Raw genomic sequence first — 26228 nt, 5'->3', positions numbered from 1 at the left:
GGGCCCATGCCAGCGCGCACCGAACCCGATGACGCGGGTGCACCGCGCCGAAGCCGAACTGTACACGGCCGGCTTCCCAAGGCGCGCATGTTATAGAATCGCCCTATTTGGCCGCATACAGTCATCAATGGGAGTTAATTATCTTCGTTGGCGTGAAGACTGACATGAAGACCACGACACAGCAGGATCAGCTCGAAATCGTGAGCGCCCTTGCGGCCTCGCTGGCCGACCGGATGCTGATGGAGCGCCTGAGGCAGGGGACATTGCCGCTCGGAAATGCCAGCCGGCTCTGGACCGCCTCGCTGCTCCTGGAGGAGCATGCGCGCCCCGTCCCCCGCATCGTGACGGACGTGCTGGAGCAGGTCCGGCATGGCGAATCGAACGATCGTGGCCGGTCGAACGATCGGAGCGAGCCGAACGATGCGAAGGAGCCGGAGCCGCAACTGACCACCGAGCCCCATACGGGCAGGACCCCGCCACGCAGGCGCCGGCTGACCCGTCTGCTCCGTCCGTTCCGGCCGGCGGCCGAAGCCTGACACCGTCATCGCGCGGGTCCCGGCCGCACCGCATGACGGCGCCGGGTGGTCGTTTCGGATCCGGAGTTTCCCGCGCGCGCCCGGGACGCTAAGACCGTCTCCGAGCGCGGCGGATACCGCCCCGCGACCGGGCTTCGGGACACGAGAGATGAGCATCCCTGAACGGCGCGTCCGAACCTTGTTCGACGAGGCGGCCATCGCCAAGCGCAACGACGAGCTCGCCCGCGAGATCCAGGCCGCGCGGCCCGAGAACCTCCTCGTCGTGGCGGTGCTCAAGGGCAGCTTCATGTTCGCAGCCGATCTGCTCCGGGCGCTGCACCGGGTCGGGCTCGCGCCGCAGGTCGAATTCGTGCACCTGTCGAGCTACCGCACGGGGACCGTCTCCAGCGGGCAGGTCGAGATCCTGCGCGACGTGCAGAGCGAGGTGCGCGGGCGGGACGTGCTGCTCGTGGACGATATCCTGGAATCGGGCCGGACCGTCGTCTTCGCCAAAGACCTGCTGATGGCCCGGGGCGCCCGGCGCGTGCTCACCGCGGTGCTGCTGGAGAAGCCCGGCAAGCGCGCCGTGACGATCGACGCGGATTTCGTCGGCTTCACCTGCCCCGACGTGTTCGTCGTCGGCTACGGGATGGACGCCGCCCATGCGTTCCGTCAGCTCCCCTTCGTCGGCGTCGTCGATTACGGCGACAACGCCCCGGATCTGTTCGACGCCTGATCGCCTGCGGCAGCGCGGCATTTTCGCCCCGCGACGCGATGCCGGGGGTATTTCGACGCGCGGCGTCTTGACAGATGGCGAGTGCGTCTGTGTCTGTCGCCGTTTGGGCGCTCGCGTCATCCCAGCGGGATGACGCCTGATTTCGGGGACGGTTACGGAACCACATGGCGCGCATCCTCCTGGTGGATGACGAAGAGACCGTCCGGGGCTTCCTCAAGCGGGGGCTCGAGATCGACGGCCACGCGGTCGTCACGGCCAACGACGGCAGCGACGGGCTCGACCGCCTCAACGAGGCCGATGGCGGCTTCGATCTGATGCTCACCGATATCCGCATGCCGCTCATGGACGGCATCGCGCTGGCCCTCGCCGCCAAGCGCGACTTCCCCGACCTGACCATCCTGCTGATGACCGGCTTCGCCGATCAGCGCGAGCGCGCGCGCGGGCTCGATGCCATCGTCACCGACGTGCTGACCAAGCCCTTCTCCCTGGCGGATCTGCGCGCCACGGTGAAGCGGGCGCTCGCCGCCTGAAGCGGCCGGCGCGGCCGCCCGTTCAGCCGAACTTAAACATTTCCCTTAGGTTGGGCTTCACGAAAGCGTGGCAGTCTCGGACTGACTTGATCAGACCGAGCACACGATCGCCATGTATCGCCGGGACCGGGACATCGACGCGGCGTATCAAGCGGACCGCTATGCCTGGGAGCCGGATGACGGGGCCTGGGACGAGGATCGGGAGACACGGCGTCCGCGCAAGAGCGTTTTCGGACGGCTCGTCTCGCTGATGAAGCTCTCGGCCCTCGCGGTGCCGGCGGCGCTGTTCCTGTACGGCAGCTTCGCCGATTGCAGCGCCCCTCCGGCGGCAGGCTGGCTCGGGCTCGTCGGGACCGGCGCATGCGCGCGCACCGAGATGCTCGGCAACGTCCTCTCGATTCAGGAGAATCTCGCGCTCCTGAAGCGGCTCATCAATTGAGTCCTGGGCGCATCGCGCCGCGCCGATCCGCCCCGAACCGTCTCCTGTGAGGCCGCCATGTCCAGCCGCCCGCTCCTCCCCGCCTCATCCAGCCGTGCCCCGGATGCCATCGAGGAGGCCCAGTTCCGCGCCCGCATGGCGCGGGTCGGTCCGGACGCGGCGAACCGGCCGGCCCGCCGGAGCCGGGCGCCCGCGCGGGTGCGCGGCTTCCGGCTCGGCTGGAAGGGGTGGCTCGTCGTCGACTGCCTGGTCGTGCTGCTGGTCGTCGCCGGGGTGGTGGCTTGGCCGCCGATCCAGTCCTGCCGGACTCAGGATCAAACGGTCGGGTTCTACGCGGGCGATTCCGTCGGGAAGTGCATCCGGCGCGGCATCGCCGAGCGCCTCGATACCGCCGACCAGCGCCTCAAGAGCCTGATCCGCCGCTCGGGCCGGTGAAGCCGGGCCGCGCAGGTCCGGCGCCGTCCGGGTTGAGCGGAGGGCACGGCAGCCGATAGCCGGCGCGTGGCGAGCCCATGTCGCACGGCCTGCGTGCCGCAATCGTGTCCACCGAATGCCTGTCGCGCGTCCCCGCACCTGCCTGTTCGATCCGTGCGTAAGCCGCGGCGTGACGGCGGGTCCCCCGCTCCATCGCGGCCCTCGGTGATCGCCGTGTCCGGCCACACCTCGGGCCCCAAGCCCGGGCGGTAAACACAACGTTTCAGGGGTGGAGGATCCCTATGCGGCCCGTCGACATCTATCGTTCGTCCGCGCGGACGCTGGCCCTGTTCCTGGGATCCTGCGGCTTCGCCGCGGCCTGCGCCTGGATCATCTTGGCTCATTCCGGCAGCGGAGATCAGGTCGCCACACGCGGCAGCTTTCGCGCGTTCGAGATGTATCTCGGCCTGGTGTTCTTCGGCTTCGGCGCGATCGTGTGGGGCTCCAGGCTGCGTCAGCACGGACCGGTGGTGTCTGTCGGGCCCCGCGGCATCTATGATCGGCGTCTCTCAACGGACTGGATCCCCTGGGCGGCCATTCGAGCCGTCAAGCCGACGAGGGTCCTGACCGCCTGCTCGTACCAGTTGGAGATCGATCCTGAAGCGGATGCCGATCTCCCGTGGACGAGGCAGGCCCGGTTTGTGTCCGGGCTGAACCGGATGTTCGGGCGGCGCTACTGGATCGGCACGGCCGAACTGACCGGCGGCTTCCCGGCATTGGCAGAGGTGATCGGACGCAACCGGCCGCTTCCGTAGCGGTCAGTACCGAACGCTGCGGAAGCCGCTCTCACCGCCGCCGACGACGCTCCGGATCACCTCCTTGGTCGACGGGCTGATCCCGCCATCGCCACGCAGACGGCGCCCGTCCGCCCGTTCGAGACGAGCGACGTCGTCGGAGCATCGATCCAGCGCAGAGCGGATCCTGGACGAGAGGGGGGCGCCCTGGTGCGGGCCGGCGCCGTTCATCTCGAACCGCAGGCAGGACGCCAGATAGCCTTTCAGGTCGTCGAAGGCGGCGGCTTGTGCGCTCGACGTAAGGACGATGAAGAGCAGTGCGGATCGGGCGAGCATCGAGCACTCCAGGCGAAGGCGGTCCGCACCGACAACGCGCGAGCCGAGCGTTCGTCGCCAGGCGGGTGGCTGCACCGCCGGTCTCCAGGCGGTCCATTGCGCGCGCCTGAAGGTCGGTGCGGAAGCGCTGGGGCCGGAATCTGCCGAGATCGGTGCCTTGACGAAGCGCCCTCAAACGTAGTCAAAAGCGCCTCTGACGCTCCGAAACCGCCAATTTCCTCAATGGTTTCAGAGCGCCTGCCGGTGTAGCACAGCGGTAGTGCAGCGGTTTTGTAAACCGAATACCGGCCTCACGCGCTTCGGGAAATTCCATTTCACCATCTTAGACTTAGACGTTGTCGGTCGGTGAAAACCGATACACCTGTGCCGTCTTTTGTGCGGCGGCTTCTTTCGCGGCCTGAGCCTCCTCGGCGGTGAGGAAGGCCAGATAGCCCTCGGTCACCTTGAGGCTCGTGTGGCCGAGCTCGTGCTGCAGCTCGTAAATGCCGCCGCGCCCGATCCGCAGGTAGTCGACGGCGAACCGGTGCCGCAGATCGTGGAAGCGGAAGCGCCGGAACTCGCCGCCCTTCTTCGCCGCCTCCTCGGCGAGTTGCCGCCCGTACAGGCTGAAGCGCGTGGCGACATTCCGGAACGGCTGACCGTCCGAGTGCCAGAACACCCGCCGCGTCACCATGCTGACCGGGATCTCCCGAAACAGGGCGACTGCCTCCTCGGATAGAGAAACGACCCTTCGCTTATTGCCCTTTCCGAGCACCGAGATCGCCTCGCGCGTGAGATCGACATGCCGGCGCTCCAGGGTGACGAGCTCCTCCTGGCGGCAGCCTGTGAGCAGGGCCGCCCGGATCAGGAACTTGAAGTTTCCGGGCGCTCGGTCGACCGCGATGGCGATGTCTCGATCCTCGGGCAACACGATCGGGTCGCGCCGCTCCTTCATGCGCCGGCTCTGCTGCGCCTCCAGCGCCGGATTGCCGCGCCGCCATTTCTCGTCGACCGCGAATGCCAGCACGCTCGACAGCGCGGTGAGATCGCGGCGGATGGTGGCGGTAGTCACCTTCTTGGCGCGCCGAGCCTTGATGATCGCGGCCACGGTGTCGTCGTCGATCTCGTCGACGAACATGCCTGTTAGGTTTGGATCGAGGACCTCGAGCGAGCCGAGATATCGCTTGAACGTGCGCTCCCCGATATGATGGACGATGTAGGAGCCCCACTCCTCCAACGCGTCTTCCCAACGCTTACGGTCGTCACCGAATGAGGCGGCGGCCGTTATCCGTGCGTGCTCCGCGGCCTGGCGGCTGCGCGCAATGACTGGATCACCTGTCTTGAGGCTGAACCGGTACTCCTTCCCGGCGATGGTAAAGCGCGCCCAGAGTGTGCTACCTCGCCAGTAGCAGCCCTCCGGGGCCTTCTTTCGATCTGTTGGCATGGTGGCTTGCTCTCCTGTTCAACAAGCCAGGCGCGGATCGCCGCTTCGTTGAACGTCCACAGCCGACCAACTTTCGCGGCGGTGGGCAACTGACGCTTGGATGCTAGCCGCTGTACCACCCGGAGCGAAACGCCGAGGATCGCTGCAGCTTCGGCGATAGTGACGCGTTCGCGGTTCGGGATCTTAATGCTCCGGAACCTCACATAGCCTCCAGCCTTAGAGGTCAAAGAAGCCTTTCCCTGCAACGGGTTGGCGGCCGCTTTGAAACAAGGCACGTCACAATAACGAGACATGGAGCCTCGTTGCCGTATAAGCGCGCAAAAACTGCGAACCTGCAGATGGCTCTTGCGACAGTTGCGACACTTGCCACGGTCAGGGGGGTAAGGTCGTGATGTGTCGCAACTGTCGCAGCGACAATTCCGATCGTTATGCATGCGGAACTAACCATCCGCGACCTCCTCCGGGTAAGCCCGGAAAGTGCGCGGACGAGGGCAAATCTCCACTACCCACCCGTGAGCGCTAAGTATCTTGAGAGAGATTTCTGCTGTCTCAGCCGACCGCGCAGTGACCGGACCGAGTCGGACCAAATCACGGAATCGACAGATCCCGTCGGGCTGATCACGCATCCAAGTTAGCAGCGCCTGAGCGTTGAGGAGCTTTGGATCGGTACGACCAGCGCCTCGAAGCCGCTGCGCCTCCCCGAGATACCAAATTGTGATTTCGACGGCATTGATCATGACCCGCTCGAGGATCTCGGAAGAATGCACATTCGCCACAATCGTCAGAACACCAGCGATGCGTGCAGCGTGCTCCGCGGCCTTGGCCGCCAAATCACGAATTGGAATGAGGTCACCGCCGGCGCCTAAACGTCTCTCGACGTCATCGTGGAAGTCGCGCCAGATTTGTTCCGCTGCCGCGCTCATCGGCAGCGCACGCGGCACTAGGCCTTGCGTACGGTCATCGGCCACCGGCTTATTTGACCGCAGCAGCGCAAGCAGCTGTTCCTGATATCGGCAAATCTGATTCTCGTCGCGCTTACATACCGGACGGTACAACCGCGTTCCGGCTATACTATCGGGCGCAGCGAGCAAAATGCGCGAATGTAGCCCCTGATCGCGCAGTACCGCGTCGCTTAGAAACTCAGCCGCCGCACTGGGCTGTATCATGAGATGTAGCGCGAGCCGCCGGCCCTTTAATTTTAACACCCCATCATGCGCTCTCAGACGAGTAATCGCAGCGCCGTCCCACAGGAGGCTGAAGTTGGCGGCGGACCGGAGCCTGTTTTCGGCCGACATGTTGAATCCGCCGAGGAAGGCCCCTCCTTCGGTGGTGAACAGGCCGAGTGAGGGATGTAACTCCGACCAATTTTTCACCAAACCTTCGAAGGTCGGTTCAGGCACAATCATGAACGGGTGCAGCGGCGGCTGAGGTTCCGGGCCGAGTTCAGAAAGCCGTATCTTCCGGTCCAGGAATCCGAGCTTCCTATCAGCTCCAATTTTCTTATGCTCCGCAACCCAAGCCGCGTGCTCAACCAGCCAATTTTGCCGATCAACTTGGTAGATTTCGTCTAAAATAGATTGCCATTGCGTCAGCGGGCGTAAAGCCTCCTGATCCGAAGTGGTCTTCCGGTCACCAGATCCGCCGATCGACAGCAGGAATAGACTTAGTGGCCGAAGTTGACCGTAAGGCATTCGGACATCAGCTAAGGCCTGAGCAATCAAAGATGCCACGGACAACACAGATTGCGCGGCGATTGCTGAAGGCACCTGCACCTTTCTAGCGATAGCGTTGACCCCCTCGGAGAGAACGGGGCCGAGGGCGTTCACCGGGAACGGCCTAGAAGGTGGCAGCGGTGAGAACAGCGGCAGGCGGTCTGCCCCCTCGTCGGATCGTCCGTTGTCGCGGCGCCTGTCGGGTTCGCCCCTGCCAACGCTATTTGGCTTGAGCCGATCAAGCTCAGAAGCGAAGTGTGCCACTTGGTTCACTCACTTGTCCTCTTCTGAGAGGCTGGCTGCCGAACCGGAGAAGGCTGGCGTTTCTTGAGACGCTGCTTCTGGTCTTTCAGGTCGGCGAAGATATTGAGCGCGGCCCGGAGTTCCGCCGCAGCGCATTGAAGGGTGTACTGAAGGCCAGCATCATCGCGCAGATACGCGTAATCTCCAGCCATATTGGAACGCATGGCGATAGCCGCCATCAACTCTGCGATGATGGCTCGAAGTTTATCCGGATCGCCATAGGCAAAATCTTCGGGCCTGAAAGAGGATTTACTCATACGCAGAGCACCTTCCTACGGGGCCTGGGACAAACTCAGAGTCAGATATTGCGTCTGCCACGGACCACTTCCGCAAATACAACTGGCGGTATCTTGGCCGCGGGTCACTTAAGCGGGCTAAGACGAAGTCGTCTGCGAAGCAGCAATAAGGCTGCGGAGATCGAGAGTAGGCAAAGCTCCGCAGACCTGCTCAGGATGGGCACCTGAACGTCGGGCATCCCTACAGTCTTAATTGCATGTCGCGACTGCGGCTTAGAACCGCCGCTGTCAGGGTGCTGCGAGTGTAGATTGGAGGACTAAGGATTTCATTTCGATCTAGAAGCTCGCTATTGGAGTTTTACGTTGGCGTCATGCCCTAGCTGCATCTCAAACAGCAGTCAAGTTGCCAATCCTCACACCGAAAGAAGAAATGCCCACTTTCGTAGTACGAAAAACTATGGCAGGCCAGCTTTAAGCTTGTCTAAAGCAATATATCCAGAAATAAGCTCGGCAATGTCATGGAATTTCTACACGCGCGCCTTCAGAGAAGAAGACGAATTTTTTATATTCCAAGCACTTTCTGAGTAAACCCGCGAGAATATATCGCGCCAACCACGAGATTGATGCTTTCATGCGACATCAAATACCTCTGATAAAACTAGCCCTAGTGTCGTGCATCAAGGTCGCCGGGAACGCTCTGCGGAGTGCCAATCGCTCAATCTCGTGGCTGCAGTATTACCCTGTCTGCTGACGGTCGTACTCGGCATGAGCCTGAACGAGGCGCTGATGCCGGAAACCCCGAGAGCTGCACCTCAGACAGCAGATGTGTTTTGCCGCCGTGCTGGCTGACAGATCGTTGGAGCTGTGCTGTACGTAAAGCCCAGAAGGGGTTCATCGATTTTCGCCGCGGGCGAGCGCCACGCGTGTTGCTCTCACCTGCGGCCGTACGCTCGCATGCCGGCGACACAGCTCGACTTGTTCGCGCGACTGAGCTTAACGTTGAAGTCGGTATTTAACGTAGGCCATTGCTGAAGTCCCGAACCTCCACGAGTAAACTGTGCGCGTACATACCCCTGTCGCTAAAATGACGTTGCCGCGGTTGGCTGATGTGCCCGGTGATTGCAGAGATGTATGCGACGCGAACGCGCGGACTCATTTAGAACATCTCAAAAAACTCCCGATAACGCGGAGCCTCTCCTTCGGCCACGACGGTGCCGCGAGAGTTCTGTGAGAGGCTCTAAGCTCGACTTTGGCCATTCATGCGGCGTGGCAGAGCGCATAAGCCCAGGGCGCCGGCAAACGGAAGCGGTGTTTTGTTCGGGCGCGTCGGAGCGATGATGTTGCCAAAATCCGCTCGCGCTAGATCGCACAGCGCACGGCGGCCAGAGCGTCGGCGAAGGTCGGGCGCGGTTTGGGGTACCACGCGGCCGCCGCGACGCGTCGCCGTTGGCGAGCCGAGAGGCGTGCGGCCAGCAGTGTGACGATCGAGAACAGAGAGAGCAGGCAGGGCGTGGTGCGGGCGATCGCCGTGTCGGACCACTGCCGCTGCGTCTCGACCCCAAGATGGGCGCGCGCTTCCTGGAAGGTGACCTCAACGGTCCAGCGACGCACGAACCACCCCACGATCTGCGCGGGCTCGCGCATCGGTTCGGTGCGGAGCAGGGCCTGGGGCGGGAAGCGCGCCTCGGGATCGCGGATGAGGACCCAACGGATCGGTACGACGGGCAAGCCACCGTGCCGCCACACCGCGGTGTCCGAGGCGATCTCGATCGTGCGCTCGCCTGCCCCGTACCAGCCGGGTACCACGACCGCGTGCCAGCGCGTGTCGCCGGACTTATCCTGGCGTTCGCACCGCTGTTCGTCCACCGCTCGTGGCGACACGCTCAGAACCTTCTGGTCGGCGCGATCCTCACGCCGGGGCAGCGCATCGTGACAAGCATCCTGCGCATCATGGGCCGCGCGCAGGAGCGGCGATTTGTGAACGTCCACCGCATCCTCAACCGGGCGGCATGGTGCCCGCGCTCCGGCAGCCGTATCCTGTTCGGGCTCCTCGTCGATGCGTTTGCGCAACGCGGCCCCGTGGTCCTGGGACTGGACGATACGATCGAGCGCCGCCGCGGCAAGCGGATCGCCGCCAGGGGTATCTATCGTGATCCGGCTCGCTCTTCCGACAGCCACTTCGTCAAGGCGAGCGGGCTGCGCTGGATGAGCCTGATGGTGCTCGCCACGGTGCCCTGGGCGGGGCGCGTCTGGGCGTTGCCGCTCCTGACCGCGCTGGTGCCGTCAGAGCGCGCCTGTCGTGAGCGGGGCCGCCGGCACAAGCCATTGCTCAACGTCGGCGGCCAACTCGCCCTCCAGGCCGGACGCTGACTGCCGAGGCGCGACCTCGCGGTGGCGGGCGACAACGGCTTCTCGGCCTTGCTGTTCCTCGACGCGATGCGCCGCGCTCGCATCACGGCGATCACTCGCCTGCGGCTCGACGCAGCACTCTACGATCCCGCCCCGCCGCGCCCGCCTGGTACGATCGGGCGCCCGCGGACCAAAGGCGCGCGGCTGCCGACGCTCACTGCGATCCTCGCGGCCGAGGAAGCGGGCAGGCAGGGGCAGCATGGTGGTGTCTCTTGGCGGGGACGCCACCAGCCTATTCCTCACGCCCGCTTCGTCACCTCCACCCACTCGACGCGCCGCAAATGGCCAAAGTCGAGCTTAGACGGCGTTCGAGCGCCGTGGTCTGCCACGCGGGCGATAAGTTCCAGCCGCAATTCGTGCGTTCTTTTCCTCATCGCGCCGCCGGCGCCCACGCTCGGCTTCCCGTGCTCTATCGCGTTGACGGCGATCGGCAGCGGTTCCAGGATCAACGATGCCGGCGTCCGCCTCACTACCGTGACGTTGGCGCACGACAGCCATGAGCCCAGGCTCGTCGACTGTCTCTATAGTCACGTCGTCGTAACCGTTGGCGATCAATATATTACGTAGCCGCCCTGCCTGCTCGCAATCATATACGTGGACGTCATAGCCCCCAGCATATGCCGGATCGCGGATCGCGCCGCGCGTTACGAACTGCAGGAGATCCTCGTCCTCACGGGCCGCTCGGACGACGTCACGATCGAGCCCAAGCGCTTCGATGATTGCGGCGTCGGCGCGGGTAGCCTTGGCCGAATAGATGATCGCGCAGCTCTCATGGTGACGCAGCGAATTCGTACCCGACAGGCGCGGGCTGCACTCTGGGCCGTCGAGGCGCCCGACGAAGTAGGGTCGGGTGCTGCTGTTCGAGCTCCAGTACCCTTCGAACCCCGCCTTCTCCAGGTGCTTTGAGATCGCCGCGAGGCAGGTACGCCCATCCCCCGCCCACCACACCGTCGAACCCGCATGCCGCGTGTAGAAATGGATCCGGATCTGCGGTTGACCGGTGCGAGGTGCTCCTGCCTGCAGCGTCTCCACGCGTACGCCACCGGCGCGCCGCGTGGCATAATCAACGAGGCTGCCGGAGTACCCGGCGGCCGCGAGTTTCAAGCTGCGGCAACCGCGAAGCGAACCCAAAGGCCAGATCGAACGCCACCGAACGCGACGATCAGAGACGCTGGCATCCTCCCAGTTCGCGAGATCGACCTCGACGATCCGTCCCCGCGAGGCGGCGATGCGATGCACCTCGACGAGCGAGCATCCGACGTCTCCGAGGATCTGACGCAGGCCGATCGACTTCGCATCGGCGCGCAAGGACAACCGGAACCATCCTGGCTCGCGGCTCGGGATGAGATCGTACAGAGCGGCCATCATTGGCCATGATGCACCGAGGCCGATCTCGTCGGCGACGATTGCCGTCTCGGGTAGCTCGTCGATCCGCACATGACAGCCGACGAGATCCCCCTCTCCCAAGCCCATGAGGGCAGTGTGCGTGGTGACGATGATGAGGTGTGTGGAGACGGGCTCGTAAAGTGCCTCTCGCAGCCGGCGATCGACAGACTCCCGTACCGCTTGTTGGGAGTGGATCATCAGGATGGTCGGCCGCGAACCCGTGTCCATGTCATCGATGAGCGCGCGCAAACGTGCGTGGTGTTCCTCGACGAGGTCGATACGTGGCGCAGCGATGATGTAGATCCCCGGAGCGTCAATCGCTTCCAGGATCAGCGCCGTCGATTTGCCGCTGCCAGGCGGCCCCGCGAGTACGACGCAAGTGAGTTCGTCTCGGATCGCGCGATTGTCAGGCTGAAATAATTCCGTCCGGCGCATGTCTAAAGAGAGCTGTTGGTGGACGGAATTACATGCCTCGCCTGCTAAGCAACAATCAAATCTAGATATATATTGACACGGCACGTGCTCCTTCCTAAGCGCGTGCCGTTCTTTCGGGGGCGGGCGAACGCCCGTGCCTGCAAAGACGAGCACGCACAGTGGCGGGACGGCACGTCCCGCCCTGTCCTCAATCTCTGCAGAAGGTGGAGATCGATCCCGCGGCGGCGCGAGCAGCGCCGCAGCACGATCTCATGTCACTTCGCTCCGCTTCGCTCGGGGCTGCCGCCCCGATCGGTCTGCGCTCGTGACATCACTGAAGCGATCAGATTTCGGCGATTTGATCTCCCCAGGACTCGTCCTGTTTGGCAGCTGCCCTTTCCTCGTCGGCGAGCTTGATCCCAATCCAGCGCGCCACCGGCGCGCCTAAGCACGCAACGGACGGGTTTGGCTGCATCGATCCCGGGGAGCCCCGGCACACCCGTAAAGCCTCCTTGCAGAGCTGAGCGCGCGAGGCATCGGCGGACCCGCCGCGCTACCGGTGATCAGGGGCGTCAGATGAATTTCGACTTCGCGGTCGGCGGCTTTGTAGGGTCGGTTCATTCACAAACCCAAGAGACGTTGCTCGTGCCCAACTACGCCTTTAACCGCCTCACCGTGACTGGTCTCCCAAACGAGATTGCTCGTTTCGTGGGCGAATGCATCCGCATCCGGGATGACCAGCCCAACGAGCTGCCGAGCCTTGATCTCGATGCGCTCGTGCCGATGCCGTCACAGATCCTGGCGACCTGCGGCCGCGGCGATGCCGCGATGCGCAAGACCGCCTCTGCCGCGGCAGGTTTGCCGGATTGGTTCTACTGGCGCGCGGTGAATTGGGGCACGAAATGGAACACGTGCGCTTTCTTCGGCGGGGTGATCAGCGAAACGATCTACGACTGCCAATTCGACACCGCTTGGTCCTGTCTTGAGCCTGCCTTGAGCACCCTCGCAGCGCGTTACCCTCGACTCCGCGGCACTGTGATAGCGCACGATGCGAGTAATGACTGGTCGCTGATCGCCGTCTTCCGAGAAGGCCGGTATCTCAGCGCGATCGGCGGTTACGATCAGCGCTTCGGGTTCTTCGTCGATGCTGGTCATGCTTTGGATGCCGTCGGTGTGGCGTCGGCCAAAGCCTTGATCTCCATCGTCGATGATCCCGAGCTGTTCGGCGCGACACTCTCGTCTCACTCACCCGCGTCGAGTGTCAGCACGTCTGATACTCTGTGGAACCGTCGTGAACTCGCGATTGAGCAGTTCGGCCGTTTCTTCGGCAGTGATCTTCCGCGACGGCTTGCATTCGAGAGGACCGTGTTTGACCTCTGTGACATCGCCGATGATCAGCCCGTTAAGACTGCCGCTGACGCGGCAAGATACTCAGGGCAAACCGAGGCCGACGTTCGGTTCCTCACCGCCTGCGATCGTACTCGAACGCCTGTCGACCGGAAGCTAATGACCATCTTGGCGATGAGCGTGCGCAGTGATGGGATGTACGATCATGATGACGCGACAAGTGAGGAACACCATAGATTGATCGAAGAGGAAATCCTCGATTCATTCTTGGTGAACGAGTTGAGCGATTGGGCTTCTGCGGCGACGTGCCGTTCTGGAGTGACGCTCGACAGCCAATGCGAAGAGACACTGCAGGCGAGCTTCTTGAGCTACGCTGACGGCCTCCGCAACGACATACTCGATCACCTGCGTGCATCCACCGATTGTGCGTCATTATTTTCGCTGACTGTCAATCCATAGACGGCATCCTATTAGCCGCACCGATCGCAACTTCCGTTTCATCTTCGCGTAGAGAGCAATAATTTAATTCGGATTCGATCTGCGATCCTGTGTCGCGTATTCATTGCGGGCAAAGAGGAATATTACTCATGTCAGACGCATATACTTGCCGCCTTACGATCACCGGACCTGCTGAGGAGATCGCCCGTTTTCGGCGCGAATGTATCCGCGTCCTCAGCGATGAGCCCGAAAATCCGCCGAGCTTCGACCTCGAGGCGCTCGTACCCATCCCGCCCGAGATCGCGGCGATTTCTCAGGGTTGTTCCGACGAGGCATGCGCGATCGCCCGCGCCGCGACTGGGCATGGAGATTGGTGGGACTGGTCGACCGCAAACTGGGGGACGCGAGGAAACACCCACTCATTCCGGGGCAGATTGCTCGACGACACGACCTACGACTGCGCCTTCCTGGCGGGAGACGCACCTTCCCCCGTCATCGAGGCACTCGCAAGGCGGTACTCGAAATTGAGAGGCACCTTCGTGACGAGCGCTCCCGGCTGCGAGTGGTGCACGGTGGGAGTTATCCAGGACGGCGAGTACAGCTTCGATGAGGAGCTCTATCATCCGCTGGTCCTGCTCCTTGCAAAAAGTCACTACTGGCCTGCACCCGCCGCGGAGCAATCTGCCCGTGCGCTGCTCTCGACCCTGACGGACGGTGCGCAGCTCGAAGCTCCGCGAGAGACGGGTGCCATTCCGGCGTATGTCGCGTGCACGCGCGCAGTGTTTCGGGAGCTCTGCCGAACCCTGGACGGTAAGCTTGCCTCGTATCTCGCCCTCGAGTGCGTCGTTCTCGACGTTCACGACCATCTCGAGGATGAACTTTCGAGGAAGGACCTGTACGATCTGAAGCGGTACGACCAGGAGTTGGATCCGTACGGCGGTCCGTGTTGGGCGCCCAGTCACGAGGCCCATGTGGCGTTCCTGCGCGAGCAGCATTGCTTCCGCACGGAGATCGAGCGCCAACTGACCCTGACACTCGTAGGCTGCATGCGTGATAGGGCGTTTCGCGGCGATGATGGAAAGCCGATTACCTTGCCGGAAATGTGGATCAGCGACGACCGTCTTCGCGATTGGGCGCACCTGACGCTGAGCCGATCCGGCATGTCATTCGACTGCACGGATGAGGAACTGCTGCGGGAGCACCTGCGTGTGCGTGCTGAGCGTCTCGCTCGCGATATCGTCGCGCATCTTCATGGAGCGGAAAGCTGGTCGCCGGTGGTCATGCTGTATCAGCGGCGCCAGGTCTTTAGCCTCTCCTGACGTGAGGCATTTCATCGGTCATGAGACCCTCGTAGTAGAAACCTGAAGCTTGGCACCTGCTTGCGGGACCGCAACGGATGGCAAACCATCAATGGGTTGTCATCCGAAAGCCGACATTCAGCTTTGCGCCCATCCCAGTCATTCAGCTGCCTCTGGCGTTTTCTCCGAAGCGGACGCTCTGGCGGGCCGCCGACGAGGCGATGGCCTTGCTTCGAGACAGAGGCCCATTCAGACGGCAGGTCATGGTTGCCAGCGCAGCCGGAGGACGGGCCTGATCCCGAACTCATGCGCGGTGACGGAGCGCCTCGACCACTAGGGCGAACGCCGGCGTGGGTTGGCGTCGGCCTGGGTAGTAGAGGTGATAGCCCGGGAACGGCTCGCACCAGTCGGCCAGCACTTGCATGCACGGCGACCACGCCGTCGCGGTGCTGTCGGAAGCGGTGTCTGACAGCTACCTGGCGGAGTTGCGCGAGGACGGCCTGTCCTACGTGTTCGCCGGCCCGGATGGCCGCGACCTCGCTAACGCCATGGATGCGCTCGGCGGGACATTCGACATCGAGAGCCTCCTGCTGGAAGGGGGCGCGGCCATCAACGGCGCGTTCCTCAAGGCCGGCCTTATCGACGAGATTGGCGTCCTTATTCACCCAACCGTCGACGGTCTCGCCGGCGTGCAGAGCATCTTCGATTACCAGGAGGAAGCCGACGAGCGCCCGGGTGCAGGCCAAGCGCTCCGCCACGTCCACACCGAGACCATGGAGGGCGGCATGGTCTGACTACGTTACAGCTTGGAGAAGCCCCCCGACCGACGGAATGTATTGACAGCAGGTAGTATCAAGTAGCTTAAGCTGCCATGATGGTGAATATTTCGAACATTGTCATGGCAAATGGACGAACTTATCTACCTAATGTTTAGCGTTGATCGAGTGAATTCTTCGACGTTGTCGATCAGGCTGTTCAGATAATTTGCCGCCGTTTCTCGTTCTTGCGCGGCGACACCTCGGGCGATTCCTGCATGGAGACGCGTCGTCTCGCCAAGATTGGCGTTGTCGCCGTAGGCGTACCAGAAACGGCGCGCCAAGCCTTGGATCAGCTTCATTGCGTTCGTCGCGAACTCGTTGCCCGCGCTCGTGAGCAGCAGGAGGTTGAACTCGCGGTCGAGCGCCAGGAAGGCCTCGCCATTCCCGCGCGCGCCCGCGTCGTCCATCAGGTCGGCGATCTCGCAGAACCGCCGGCGCTCCGCCGCCGTGGCGTGTGTCGCCGCGGCCTCGACGACGTAGCGTTCCAGGTACCGGCGCAGCTCCAGCATTTTGAGCTGACGCTTCACGTCGATCTCGGTGATGACCACCCCCCGCTTCGGGTGAACCGCGACGAGGCCCTCCCGGGCGAGTTGCTGGAGGGCCTCGCGCACGGGCGTCCGGCCGAGGCCCAGCATCGCCGCGAGCGACGTCTCCGAGAGCACCTGGCCGGGCGCGAGCGCGAGCGTCGCGATCCGTTCCTCAAGGGCGAGGTAGGCTTGGCGGACCTGCGAGTCCGCCTCGCCGGGAAGCCCAGTGCCGCGCTTCTCCGGCTGGCCGGTCGCCGACGAGGTGATTGCTTCGAGGTTCAAGGGTCTACCTTATCGAACTCCCAAGACCGCACCCTTCGATAGCGGCTGGACGAGTTGCTGGTAAAGGGCGAGCCATCCCTTCTCGGTGGTCGGGGCCCGCGGCACGAGCGCGCCGATCCGCGCGGACAACTCGTCGTCGTCGATGGCCAGCGTGAGACGGCGCTCATTCAGGTCGATGAGGATGCGGTCGCCCGACTCTACGACCGCTAACGGACCGCCCTCTGCCGCCTCCGGCATGACCTGGCCGATTGTGATGCCGCTGTTGAGGCCGGAGAGCTCGCCGTCGGTGATGACCGCGACGCTCTCCCCGAGGCCGGCCCCGACCAGGGCGGCCATGAAGCTCGCCGCGAAGACTGTGCCGGGTCCGCCTTTCGGGCCGAGCATGCGCAGGACGACGACATCCCCCGGCTTGACGGCACCCGTTCGCAATCCCTCGATGGCCTGGTTCTCGTCCTCGAAGACGGAGGCGGTTCCCTCGAAGCGCCGTATCGCGGCAGGCACGGCCGACAGCTTCACGACCGCTCCGTCCGGGGCGAGGTTCCCGCGGATGATGATGAGGCCGGGCTCGTTCCGGAACGGGTCCGCCAAGGGCCGGATCACGGCCGGGTCCGGGTCGGGACGGGCATCGAGGTTCTGGCCGAGCGTCTGCCCGCTGACCGTGAGGACGGACAGGTCGAGTTCGCCGGAGATCTGGCGCATGGCCCCCGACACGCCGCCGGCCTGGTCGAAGGTCTCGATCCGGTCCGGTCCGTTCGGCCGGATACGCGTCACCTGGACGACCCGGTCGGCCGCGCGCTCGAACTCGGCGATGATATCGACATCGCACTCGCTCTCCACCGCGACCGCGATCAGGTGGCGCATGACGTTCACGGACGTGCCGATCGCGCAGGCGACGGTGACGGCGTTGCGGAAGGCGGCCGGCGTGAGGATCTGGCGCGCGGTGACCCCTTCCTCCGTGAGTTCGACGATGCGGCGGCCGGCCTGCCGCGCGAAGTCGTAGAGACGGTCGCCGCCCGCCCGGATCGGCGCATTGCCTGGGAGCGCCATGCCGAGCGCCTCGGCCATGCAATGCATCGAGTTCGCCGTCGCCAGTCCGGCGCAGACCCCGGGGCCCTTGATCGCCTGGCAGGTCATCTCGGTCAGGTCGCCGAGCGAGATTTTCCCCGCTTTCAGCGCGCCGACGGAGTTGTAGACCTCCTCGATGTCGACATGGTGGCCGCCGCACTCGCGGCCGAGTTGGTAACCGCAGGCCAGCACCAGGCTCGGAAGATTCAGGCGTCCGGCCGCCATGAGCTGTGCCGGGGTGGTCTTGTCGCAGGACGCGAGCAGGATCATGCCGTCGAGGACGGCACCCTCGACCTGAACCTCGACATCGTTCACCAGAAGATCGCGCGTGGGCATCAGGTAGCGGCCGCCCTTGCCCGCCGAGGTGACGAAGTCGGAGGGGGCGACGGTCCTGATCTCGAAGGGCAGGCCGCCGGCCGCGCGGATCGCCTCCTGGACGACCTCCGATACTTGATCGAGGTGCTGGTAGCAGACGGACAGGCGGCTGGATGAGTTGACGACCGCGATCTTCGGCTTGTCGAAGTCCGCCTCCGAGATCCCCATCGCGATCCATTGGGCGCGCCGGACCGCCCACCGCGTGGTGCCCGGCTCGAAGTAGCTACGATACTGTCTGGTCATTGCGGAAGTGTCCTTTCAATCGAGCTGAGCGCCGTCGCGGTTCAGCAGCACGCGGATGGTTGATCCATCGATGTCCCCCGGCTGCACGCGCTCGCGGACCGCGAGGCCCGCGGCGTGGCCGATGGCGTGCCCGTAGGCGAAGCATTGGGCAGTGACCCGGGCCGAAGCGACGGCCTCATGCTCGGCCGACAGGCATCGCCCGGCAGCGAGCAGCGACAGTCCGCGCTCCGGTACGAAGCAGCCGTAGGGGACCTCGTAGAAATCGTCGATCAACCACTCGACCCGCGGACGCTCGCCGCTGTGAAGCTCGATGGGCCAGGGCGAGCGGGCGATGCCGTCGCCGCGCTTGCGGCCCGACAGGATGTCGGTGTTGAGCAAGGTCTCGCGGCCACGGACTTGGCGGGTCTGCCGGACGCCGACCTGCACGCCGGTATCCTCCATCCAGCTCTGCTCGCAGCCCGCGAGGTTTGCCCGGAAGAACGCCGCGTAGGCCCGGGCCTGCCGTCGTCCGCGGATCTCGGCCTCGGTGAAATCGCGATGGTAGGTGGCGTTGAGCTCGCGACCGTCACCGCCGGTGACCCGGGTGCAGTTGCAGAGCAGCTCGCCCGGATGCGTCGTCGGGAAGAGCCAGATCTTGGTGCGCGGCAGGATACTCCCGCTCGGGTCGGCAGCCCGGATCGCCTCCGAGACCGCCATCGGCATGATCGTGTCGTTGCCGTAGGTCTCGCGGAAGCGCTCGACGTCGACGCCCTGGATGCGGAAGATCATGGTCGGGTTTTGGACCTGGCCGTCGTGCCCCATGAAGGTCGATAGGCCGGCCATCGCCGTGACGTCGGCGTCGCCCGTGGCGTCGACGGTCACGCCGGCGCGGACGCGGATCTTGCCCTGCTTCGTGTAAGCTTGGACGCCCGCGACGCGGTCTCCCTCGAGGAGCACCTCGGTGACCGTGCAGTGGTGGATCACCGTCACGCCGGCATCGACGAGCAGGTCGTCGGCGACCTCTCGCCAGACCAACGGATCGTGCACCCGGGTCCGGGTCAGGCCGTAGACGAGCGGAGGCGTCAGGCCGCCGCGTTCCTCCATGGCGGCGACGAACGTGCTCGCGAAGCCGTGCACGACGATGTCCGGCTCGGCGTTGCGCCGCGTGGCCTCGTACAGGCCGCAGACCGTTCCTGACAGACCGGCGACCGCCCCTCCGCCGCAGAAGCCGTAGCGTTCCAAGAGGATGACGCTCAGGCCCTGGCGGGCCGCCGTATGAGCGGCCGAGAGGCCGGCTGCCCCGCCACCGCAGACCAGGACGTCGGTCGCGAGTTCCTCGACGGGCCTGCGATCAAGCGTTCGCGCTTCTACCATGCGCTTCCTCCCTTTGGTCGGCCGACCGAGCGGCTCCTTCTGTGCTCTCGTATCTTACTAGTATGTTAGTCGCATGCAAGAGATTGACGTGCGGAATTTTCTTGCCTACTCGTATGCTGCTGACATGCTAGAAGTATGTGAGGGAGGAAAAAATGCGGTTTGGAGCAATCCCATACCGCTGGGTGATCGCGGTGACGTTATTCGTCGCCTACAGCATCCAGTATCTTGATCGTGTGAAAACGAATGTACTAAATCCCGTGATTGCGCACGATGTTGGTCTCTCAACGGCTGATCTCGGAACAGGCGCGTTCCTGATGCTGCTTTTCTATGGTCCGTCGCAGTACGTATCGGGTATCCTAACCGACCGTTTCGGAGCAAAGCGCATCTTGATATTCTCGGTCATCGCGTGGTCAATTATGACGGCATGGATGGCACACATTCAAACTCGGGACGAATATTTCTTCCGAATGGCGCTGTTCGGAGCGTTGGTCGGAACGGAATACGTACCGTCTGCGCGCATCCTCATGCGTTGGTTCAACAAGGAAGGGCGGGCGCGAGCGCAAGCGCTCCTGTCGTGGGCCTGGATCCTGACCCCGGCATGGGCGAGCGTGTTCGCGACCCAGTTCGCGCATGCTGCTGGCGACTGGCGCATCGTCTTCTACGTGACCGCAGCGTTCGGCGTGGTGCCTTTGCTGATGATCATGTTGATGATTTTCGACCGGCCTGAGCAGTTCAAGGGCGCGACTCCCAAAGACCTGGAATATGCCTACCGCGACGAGATCGAACGTGGTGAAATTCGCGTCGGCCACTATCAGGACGTGGAAGCAAAAGCACGCGCATCCGGTGGCATTCGATTTGTCGATCTGTTTAAGAGTCGGAGCTACATCGCGGTTGTCGTCGTCGATATCGTCATGCAAATTACGCTCTACGGAGCTCTGACCTGGATCCCATTATACCTATCCGATGTATTTCATTTCAAACTTCAGGAAATGGGCCTGTGGAGCGGTCTATACTTCGCTGCGGGCGCCATCGGTAGCTTCACCTCGTCCTATCTCTCGGACAAGGTTTTCCGCGGCAATCGGCGCATCATGATCCTGGCCTGCTTCGTCGGCCTGGCGCCTTTCGTCTTCCTGCTCGCACGTCTCAACGAAGCGGACCCGACGATGCTGGCCATTTGCCTGTGCGGCATGGGCTTCTTCGGCAACATGGCCTGGGGCCCGTTCCTGACCGTGCCCGCCGAGATCTTCTCGCCGGAGGTCTACGGCAAGGCAATGGGTTTCGTGAACGGGGCCGGCTACACGGTCGCCGCCTTCAGCGCCAAGATCTTCGCGAGCCTAGTGGTCGTCACCTCGACAGGGAAGGACTACTCGAACGGTTGGCTCTTCATCGGCGCGTGCGTGCTGGTGGGCGTGGTCGCGGCCAGCTTCATCAAGACGCGCGAGAACGAGGAAAGTCAGCCTGCCGGCAATCCGGCAGTCATCAAGGTCGGCTGATCGACATGGAGGCGGGCCTCGGATGCGGGGCCCGCCGCGAACTGCGAGGCGACGTGAGGCAGGCCCTAGTCCCGTCACGAGCGCCGCGCGGACACCGAAGCCTGAGGCTCGGCCACGAACCCGCACGCCATCCGGCAGATGGGGCGGAAGCACAGGCTCCGGAGCGATGCGCGCGTCTCGGGCTCACGTCGACGGCCACCGATCCCGCGTGGCGACTTGCGGGAGACTCGATTGCCGAGGTCGTAGTGACCTGAAGGCGTGGCACGTCAGACCGGGAGACTAACCCCGGCGCGATACAGCAAGTGCGATCCGCCCCGACAAATGACCGATGACAACAAAAACGATGAAGCCGGAGGAGACATCGATGCGAAGCCTTGCGATCCGTGCGGCGTGTCTCGCCGCCTTCACCATCGGTACGGGTACGGCCTCTGCCGAAGTCTTGAGGATCGGTGTCCTCTCGGACATGTCCGGACCCCAGGCCGATTTCGCGGGGCCCGGCTCAGTCCTCGCGGCACGGATGGCCGTTGCCGATTTCGGCGGGACGGTCGCCGGCATGCCGGTCGAGGTGCTGTCCGCCGACCATCAGAACAAGGCCGATGTGGGCGCCAACATCGCGCGGCAATGGATCGACGCGGACGGGGTCGACGCGATCTTCGACGTCCCGAATTCGGCCGTCGCCCTCGCGGTCAGCGGCTTGGTCGCGCAGAAGAACAGGGCGCTCGTCGTCTCGGGCGCCGGCACGTCCGATCTGACCGGCAAGAACTGCACGACCAACACCGTGCATTGGACCTACGACACCTGGGCCCAGGCCAACACGGTCGGCAACGCCGTGACGAAGTCCGGCGGGGACACGTGGTTCTTCATGACCGTCGACTATGCGTTCGGGCATGCCCTGGAGCGCGATGCGACGGAGGCGATCAAGCAGGCCGGCGGGCGCGTCGTCGGCACCGTGCGCCACCCGCTCGGGACTTCCGACCTGTCCTCGTTCCTGCTGCAGGCCGAGGCGTCGCGGGCGAAGGTGATCGGCCTGGGCAGCGCGGGCGTCGACACCGTCAACGCGGTCAAGCAGGCGGGCGAGTTCGGCATCACCGAGCGCGGCCAGAAGCTCGTCGCGATGCTGATGGTGCTCAACGACATCAAGGCGCTCGGCCTGCTAGCGGCGCAGAAGTTGCTGCTTTCGGAGGCCTTCTACTGGGACCTGAACGACGGCACGCGCGACTTCGCTAAACGCTTCGCGAGCGGCTTCGGCGGCCGCTACCCGAACATGGTGCACGCCGGCGTCTATGCCTCGGTCCTGCATTACCTAAAAGCCGTCGAGAGGACGAAGTCCTCCAAGGACGGCGCCGCGGTCGTCGCCGCGATGAAGGACATCCCGACCAGCGATCCGGTGTTCGGCCAGGGCAGCGTGCGCAAGGACGGTCGCGTCATCCACGACATGTACCTGTTCGAGGTGAAGGCTCCTGGCGAGTCCAACGGGCCGTACGATCTCTACAAAACCTTGGCCACCGTGAAGGCGGACAAGGCCTTCAGGTCGATGGAAGCCGGCCAGTGTCCCATCGTCGGCCAGAGAGCAGATTGATCTCCCACCGTGATCCGCCGGTGCGTCTAGGGCAGGCCAGATATGGCCGCAGCGCCGTCCGGACTGTTCGATGCCTCGGATGACAGCGGAGGAAGGTTCCTGCCGTGGGACAATTTCCCGGCACGCTTCGGATCGGCCAAAGATGGCGAGACCTGCGCGGTGGTGACACCTCGACGCCGGCGCACGTTCTTGGCCGAGGAACCTTCGCACACAAGCGTCGACGCACCTTTACGTCAGGAAGACAGCGATGAAGACTTGGAGTGAGATACTAAGAAGATCCGTTCTGGTGGCGTTCGCCGTCCCTGGCTTGTGGCCACTTCACTGCGCAGCCGAGGCTCCGGTCACCATCGGCCTGATCACCGACATGTCGGGTGTCTTCGCCGACGCCGACGGGCCGGGAGGCGCCGAGGCCATCAAGATGGCAATCCAGGATTTCGGCGGAGAGGTGCTCGGACAGAAGATCCGCTTCGTCTCGGCGGACCATCAGAACAAGGCCGATGTCGGTGCCGCCAAGGTGAGGGAGTGGTTCGACCGCGACGACGTCAGCATGGTCATCGCTGGGCCGAACTCGTCTGTCGGCTTGGCCGTCAACAAGCTCGCGCGTGACCGCAAGCGGGTGTTTATGCCGATTGGTTCCACGACCTCCCGCCTGACGAACGAAGACTGTTCGCCTTTCACGGTGCAATACGCCTACGACACCATCGCGCTGTCGAAGGGGACAGGCCTCGCGATCACCAAGCGGGGTGGCCGGAACTGGTACTTCGTCACCGCGGATTTCGCCTTCGGCACCTCGATCGAGAAGGATACCCGGGAGGTGGTGCGGGCGCTCGGCGGCAACGTCCTGGGCTCTGTCAAGCACCCGCTCGGCACCGTGGATTACTCCTCGTACCTTCTCCAAGCCCAGGCCGCCGCACCGGACGTGCTTGGCTTGGCCAATGCCGGGGCCGATACCGTCAATTCAATCAAAGCGGTCAGCGAGTTCGGGCTGGTCGGCCAGATGAGCGTCGTCGCGATGAACCTGTATCTCAGCGATGTGCACGCCCTGGGGCTCGACGCGGCAAAGGGCATGTACATGACGGACGGCTGGTACTGGGACCTCAACGACCGGACCCGGGCCTGGGCCATGCGCTACTTCGCGCGCACCGCGCGGATGCCGACGCTGCCCCAGGCGGCCGACTACTCCGCGACGTGGCATTATCTCTCCGCCGTGAAGGCCGCTGGCACCCGCGACAGCGAGACCGTGATGGCCAGGATGCGAGAGACGCCGGTCGATGATTTTTTCGCGCACGGATACATCCGCGCGGATGGGCGCATGGTCCACGACATGTACCTCATGCAGGTCAAGACGCCGGCCGAGTCCAGGTACGCCTGGGATTACTACAAGGTCATTGAGACGATCCCGGCCGAAGCCGCTGCGGCCACGAAGGCTGAGAGCCGCTGCGAGCTCTGGCGCTGACGGGACGGCTTCGGCGTGACGGTGGCGGTCACGACCTTGGGAGACGACGTGCCGGGAATGGGCCACGTCACGGTGTTGATGAGACAGCTGCTGGAAATGTTGCTTAGCGCTTCGTAACGAACAATCGAATGGACAAGGCGCAGAGTCCATAAGCGCTCATCCCGCTACATTGGCCTGAGTCACGGATAATGTCCCCTTACCCATGCGGTGAACTCTGAAGCAGACGGGCTGAAATCGGCCAGCCTCGGTTGCGCCGAATCGCCGGTGCGCGCAGGGCCGGACGTTCGGCTTGGTCCACGTTACCGAGGCAGTCAAAGCGTATCGGGCGGATCGATGGCGGACCGTAGGGCTGCTCTTGCCGCGTTGGGGCGCCCGGATAGAGTAGCTGCCCCTGCAGCGCCGGTGTGACGGCGTCAACTACGAACCTGTTCACCTCCTGCCACGAGCCGCGCCAATCCGGATGTTGTCCTCGCCATCCCCCGATCTGTCCGCCTTCCACGAGTTCCTCGGAGAGGGTGGTCTTATCACCGATGCCGCCAGCTTGACGCGCTACACCCACGATCAGCGCGCGTTGATGCAGGGGCAGACGCCTGGCGTTCTGCGCCCGCGCTCGACCGAGGAAGTCCTGGAGATCGTCCGACTTGCGGCGCGCCTCGGCTTCGGCCTCGTGCCTCAAGGAGGCAACACCAGCTATGTCGGCGGTGCCACGCCCGAACCCGGCCGCGAACAGCTCGTCGTGACGCTCGAGCGGATGAGTCGGATCCGATCCGTCGACGCGACGGGCTTCGCTCTTGCCTGCGACGCCGGCACGATCCTCGCCGACGCGCAGGCGGCTGCCGAGGCACGCGGCTGTCTGCTGCCCCTGAGCCTAGGTGCCGAGGGCAGTTGCCGTCTCGGCGGCAATGTCGGCACCAATGCCGGGGGACTGCAGGTGCTTCGTTACGGTATGACTCGCGACCTCATACTCGGCCTGGAAGTTGTGCTGCCGGACGGATCGCTGTTCTCCGACATGCGGACGTTGCGCAAGAACAATATCGGCTACGACCTGAAGCAGCTTTTCGTCGGCGCCGAGGGCACGCTCGGCATCGTGACCGGGGTGGTGCTCAAGCTCTGGCCTGCGCAGACACGGCGTGCCACGGCTTGGGTGCAACTCACGGCGGGCGCACATATCCCGAAGATCGCCGCTCTGGTCCGACAGGAGACAGCAGACCTCGCTTCCACCTTCGAGCTCATCTCGGCCTCATCGTTGGAACTCGTCGCCGACATGCGCGGCGCCGAACTCGGGCTCGCGTCCGGGCCCGGCGGCGCGGTGCTGCTGGAACTCTCCGCGTCCTCGGAGCGCATCCCGCTCGACGACATCCTTTTGGGCACTCTGGAAGCGCTGATCGAGGCTGGCCATGTCGAGGATGCTGTGCTCGCCCAGTCAGAGCGGCAGCGGCGCGAGATGTGGACGATCCGAGAGACCATCCCCGAGGCGGAGAAGCACGCGGGTGGATCGGTCAAGCTCGACATCGCCGTACCGACATCGGCCGTCTCCACCTTCCTGATCCGGGCCAGCGGGGTCGTGGAGGCGCATGCGCCGGGCACGCGTCTGTCATTCTACGGGCATGTCGGCGACGGCAACATCCACTTCAATCTAATGGTGCCGAAGGGCCGCGACCGGATCGCCTTCACGCGAGAAGTTGATGAGGGCGTTGCTCATGCGGTCTACGCGGTGGCGATCGACCTCGGCGGGAGCTTCAGCGCTGAGTACGGCATCGGCCGGTTCAAGCGCGATTTGTTGGCCCGCTATGGCGATCCGACGCGACTGGCCCTACTCGGCGCTCTTAAGCAGGCAATTGATCCGCATGGATTGATGAATGCGGGGGCGATGATCTGACCGGAAGAGCCAAGCCGCCCCGGCGGTTCAGTAAGTGTGCACGACACCAGTCGTGAGCCGGCTCGCGCGGGAAATAGACCTCATCGACCACTTCAGTCAGGCACCGATCCGAGCTGCCTAGCGGCCGAAGCGTGCCCGACACGGCGAGCCCAGCGAGGGAAAGTTTTGTGTCCGCTTTTCCGCTTTTGTCGCCAAAAGCAGACGCGCTGCTTTCGACCAGCATCGGCCACCGCGCATAGGTTGACTGAACGTCTCAGATGGGTGGATTTCTTCCGGGCCGCTTCCGAGCAAACATTCAGGAAAGCGGACATCGTCGTCGAGCCCGCTTCCGACCCTGGCTGTGTCAAAACCCCGAAGGTGGTAGCTTTCCTCTGCACGACCGGAGGATGGCATGGGACGGTTCGTTGTCGGTGCCGAGCGCGATCAGA

General features: G+C 63.9%; 23 protein-coding genes and 1 pseudogene. 15 read left to right on the top strand and 9 right to left on the bottom strand.

Going from position 1 to position 26228, the window contains the following annotated elements; translation table 11 throughout:
* Positions 1-164 precede the first annotated feature (164 nt).
* The 6 genes from CIW48_RS29595 to CIW48_RS29570 all read left to right on the top strand — a co-directional run bounded on the left by CIW48_RS29595 (position 165) and on the right by CIW48_RS29570 (position 3449).
* Entirely contained in the window at positions 165-536 is a 372-nt protein-coding gene (locus CIW48_RS29595) for a hypothetical protein (protein ID WP_149313982.1), read from the top strand.
* Between the two features lie 148 nt (positions 537-684).
* Positions 685-1251, top strand: a complete 567-nt coding sequence (hpt, locus tag CIW48_RS29590) for a hypoxanthine phosphoribosyltransferase (protein ID WP_149313981.1) — start codon at positions 685-687, stop codon at positions 1249-1251.
* Between the two features lie 164 nt (positions 1252-1415).
* Entirely contained in the window at positions 1416-1781 is a 366-nt protein-coding gene (locus CIW48_RS29585) for a response regulator (protein WP_010687322.1), read from the top strand.
* A 112-nt stretch (positions 1782-1893) separates the two neighbouring features.
* A complete protein-coding gene (locus CIW48_RS29580; RefSeq protein ID WP_091788418.1) occupies positions 1894-2220 on the top strand; it encodes a hypothetical protein in 327 nt (108 codons plus the stop codon).
* A 57-nt stretch (positions 2221-2277) separates the two neighbouring features.
* Positions 2278-2655, top strand: a complete 378-nt coding sequence (locus CIW48_RS29575) for a hypothetical protein (RefSeq protein ID WP_149313980.1) — start codon at positions 2278-2280, stop codon at positions 2653-2655.
* A 281-nt stretch (positions 2656-2936) separates the two neighbouring features.
* The gene (locus tag CIW48_RS29570) at positions 2937-3449 is read left to right on the top strand and encodes a hypothetical protein (protein WP_246695477.1); all 513 of its coding nucleotides are present in this window, start codon (positions 2937-2939) and stop codon (positions 3447-3449) included.
* 3 nt (positions 3450-3452) lie between these two features.
* Here CIW48_RS29570 and CIW48_RS29565 read toward each other — a convergent pair whose 3' ends face one another.
* The 4 genes from CIW48_RS29565 to CIW48_RS29545 all read right to left on the bottom strand — a co-directional run bounded on the left by CIW48_RS29565 (position 3453) and on the right by CIW48_RS29545 (position 7459).
* Entirely contained in the window at positions 3453-3764 is a 312-nt protein-coding gene (locus CIW48_RS29565; RefSeq protein WP_149313979.1) for a hypothetical protein, read from the bottom strand.
* Positions 3765-4092: 328 nt separating this feature from the next.
* The gene (locus CIW48_RS29560) at positions 4093-5187 is read right to left on the bottom strand and encodes a site-specific integrase (RefSeq protein ID WP_149313978.1); all 1095 of its coding nucleotides are present in this window, start codon (positions 5185-5187) and stop codon (positions 4093-4095) included.
* Between the two features lie 440 nt (positions 5188-5627).
* The gene (locus CIW48_RS29550; RefSeq protein WP_149313976.1) at positions 5628-7172 is read right to left on the bottom strand and encodes a YfjI family protein; all 1545 of its coding nucleotides are present in this window, start codon (positions 7170-7172) and stop codon (positions 5628-5630) included.
* Positions 7169-7459: a hypothetical protein gene (locus CIW48_RS29545; protein WP_149313975.1), complete on the bottom strand. Its 291-nt coding sequence runs from the start codon at positions 7457-7459 to the stop codon at positions 7169-7171. The genes CIW48_RS29550 and CIW48_RS29545 overlap by 4 nt, the downstream gene beginning before the upstream one ends.
* Positions 7460-9001: 1542 nt before the next feature.
* Between CIW48_RS29545 and CIW48_RS29535 the strand changes: the two genes are divergently transcribed.
* A complete protein-coding gene (locus CIW48_RS29535) occupies positions 9002-9808 on the top strand; it encodes a transposase (RefSeq protein ID WP_348645147.1) in 807 nt (268 codons plus the stop codon).
* A gap of 336 nt (positions 9809-10144) precedes the next feature.
* Here CIW48_RS29535 and CIW48_RS33720 read toward each other — a convergent pair whose 3' ends face one another.
* Positions 10145-11668 carry a DEAD/DEAH box helicase family protein gene (locus CIW48_RS33720; protein ID WP_197739398.1) on the bottom strand — a complete coding sequence of 508 codons (1524 nt, stop codon included), beginning with the start codon at positions 11666-11668 and terminating at the stop codon, positions 10145-10147.
* Positions 11669-12223: 555 nt separating this feature from the next.
* Here CIW48_RS33720 and CIW48_RS29520 point away from each other — a divergent pair.
* Both CIW48_RS29520 and CIW48_RS29515 read left to right on the top strand, forming a co-directional pair.
* Positions 12224-13453 carry a hypothetical protein gene (locus tag CIW48_RS29520; protein WP_149313971.1) on the top strand — a complete coding sequence of 410 codons (1230 nt, stop codon included), beginning with the start codon at positions 12224-12226 and terminating at the stop codon, positions 13451-13453.
* 128 nt (positions 13454-13581) lie between these two features.
* Complete coding sequence (locus tag CIW48_RS29515) at positions 13582-14751, top strand: hypothetical protein (RefSeq protein ID WP_149313970.1); 1170 nt, start codon at positions 13582-13584, stop codon at positions 14749-14751.
* A gap of 283 nt (positions 14752-15034) precedes the next feature.
* On the opposite strand, the pseudogene CIW48_RS34330 reads toward CIW48_RS29515, so the two are convergent.
* A pseudogene (locus CIW48_RS34330) lies at positions 15035-15154 on the bottom strand (LysR family transcriptional regulator); the annotation flags it as partial.
* On the opposite strand from CIW48_RS34330, the gene CIW48_RS29505 reads away from it, so the two are divergent.
* Positions 15153-15524, top strand: a complete 372-nt coding sequence (locus CIW48_RS29505; RefSeq protein ID WP_246695475.1) for a dihydrofolate reductase family protein — start codon at positions 15153-15155, stop codon at positions 15522-15524. The pseudogene CIW48_RS34330 and the gene CIW48_RS29505 sit on opposite strands and share 2 nt — an antisense overlap.
* A gap of 125 nt (positions 15525-15649) precedes the next feature.
* Here the strand turns inward: CIW48_RS29505 and CIW48_RS29500 are convergent, their stop codons facing one another.
* The 3 genes from CIW48_RS29500 to CIW48_RS29490 are packed head-to-tail and all read right to left on the bottom strand — an operon-like array spanning position 15650 to position 19393.
* Positions 15650-16357: a GntR family transcriptional regulator gene (locus tag CIW48_RS29500; RefSeq protein WP_149313969.1), complete on the bottom strand. Its 708-nt coding sequence runs from the start codon at positions 16355-16357 to the stop codon at positions 15650-15652.
* Positions 16358-16366: 9 nt separating this feature from the next.
* Positions 16367-18040, bottom strand: a complete 1674-nt coding sequence (ilvD, locus tag CIW48_RS29495) for a dihydroxy-acid dehydratase (RefSeq protein WP_197739397.1) — start codon at positions 18038-18040, stop codon at positions 16367-16369.
* A gap of 15 nt (positions 18041-18055) precedes the next feature.
* Positions 18056-19393 (bottom strand): FAD-dependent oxidoreductase, encoded by a 1338-nt coding sequence (locus CIW48_RS29490; RefSeq protein WP_149313968.1) that lies wholly within the window; start codon positions 19391-19393, stop codon positions 18056-18058.
* 152 nt (positions 19394-19545) lie between these two features.
* Here CIW48_RS29490 and CIW48_RS29485 point away from each other — a divergent pair, with 152 nt between their 5' ends.
* The 5 genes from CIW48_RS29485 (at position 19546) to CIW48_RS29465 (ending at position 25800) form a co-directional block, all read left to right on the top strand.
* Positions 19546-20886 (top strand): MFS transporter, encoded by a 1341-nt coding sequence (locus CIW48_RS29485; protein WP_149313967.1) that lies wholly within the window; start codon positions 19546-19548, stop codon positions 20884-20886.
* Between the two features lie 364 nt (positions 20887-21250).
* Positions 21251-22465, top strand: coding sequence for an ABC transporter substrate-binding protein (locus CIW48_RS29480; RefSeq protein WP_149313966.1), 1215 nt, complete (start codon positions 21251-21253; stop codon positions 22463-22465).
* Between the two features lie 42 nt (positions 22466-22507).
* On the top strand, positions 22508-22729 hold the full coding sequence (locus tag CIW48_RS29475; protein WP_149313965.1) for a hypothetical protein: 222 nt from the start codon (positions 22508-22510) through the stop codon (positions 22727-22729).
* Between the two features lie 22 nt (positions 22730-22751).
* A complete protein-coding gene (locus tag CIW48_RS29470) occupies positions 22752-23921 on the top strand; it encodes an ABC transporter substrate-binding protein (protein WP_246695474.1) in 1170 nt (389 codons plus the stop codon).
* A 460-nt stretch (positions 23922-24381) separates the two neighbouring features.
* Positions 24382-25800: an FAD-binding oxidoreductase gene (locus tag CIW48_RS29465; RefSeq protein ID WP_149313963.1), complete on the top strand. Its 1419-nt coding sequence runs from the start codon at positions 24382-24384 to the stop codon at positions 25798-25800.
* Positions 25801-26228 lie beyond the last annotated feature (428 nt).

The organism is Methylobacterium sp. P1-11, assembly GCF_008329595.1.
Lineage (GTDB): Bacteria > Pseudomonadota > Alphaproteobacteria > Rhizobiales > Beijerinckiaceae > Methylobacterium.
The sequence above is the reverse complement of the archived record's forward strand: the minus strand, read 5'-3'. Positions and strand labels throughout refer to the sequence as shown.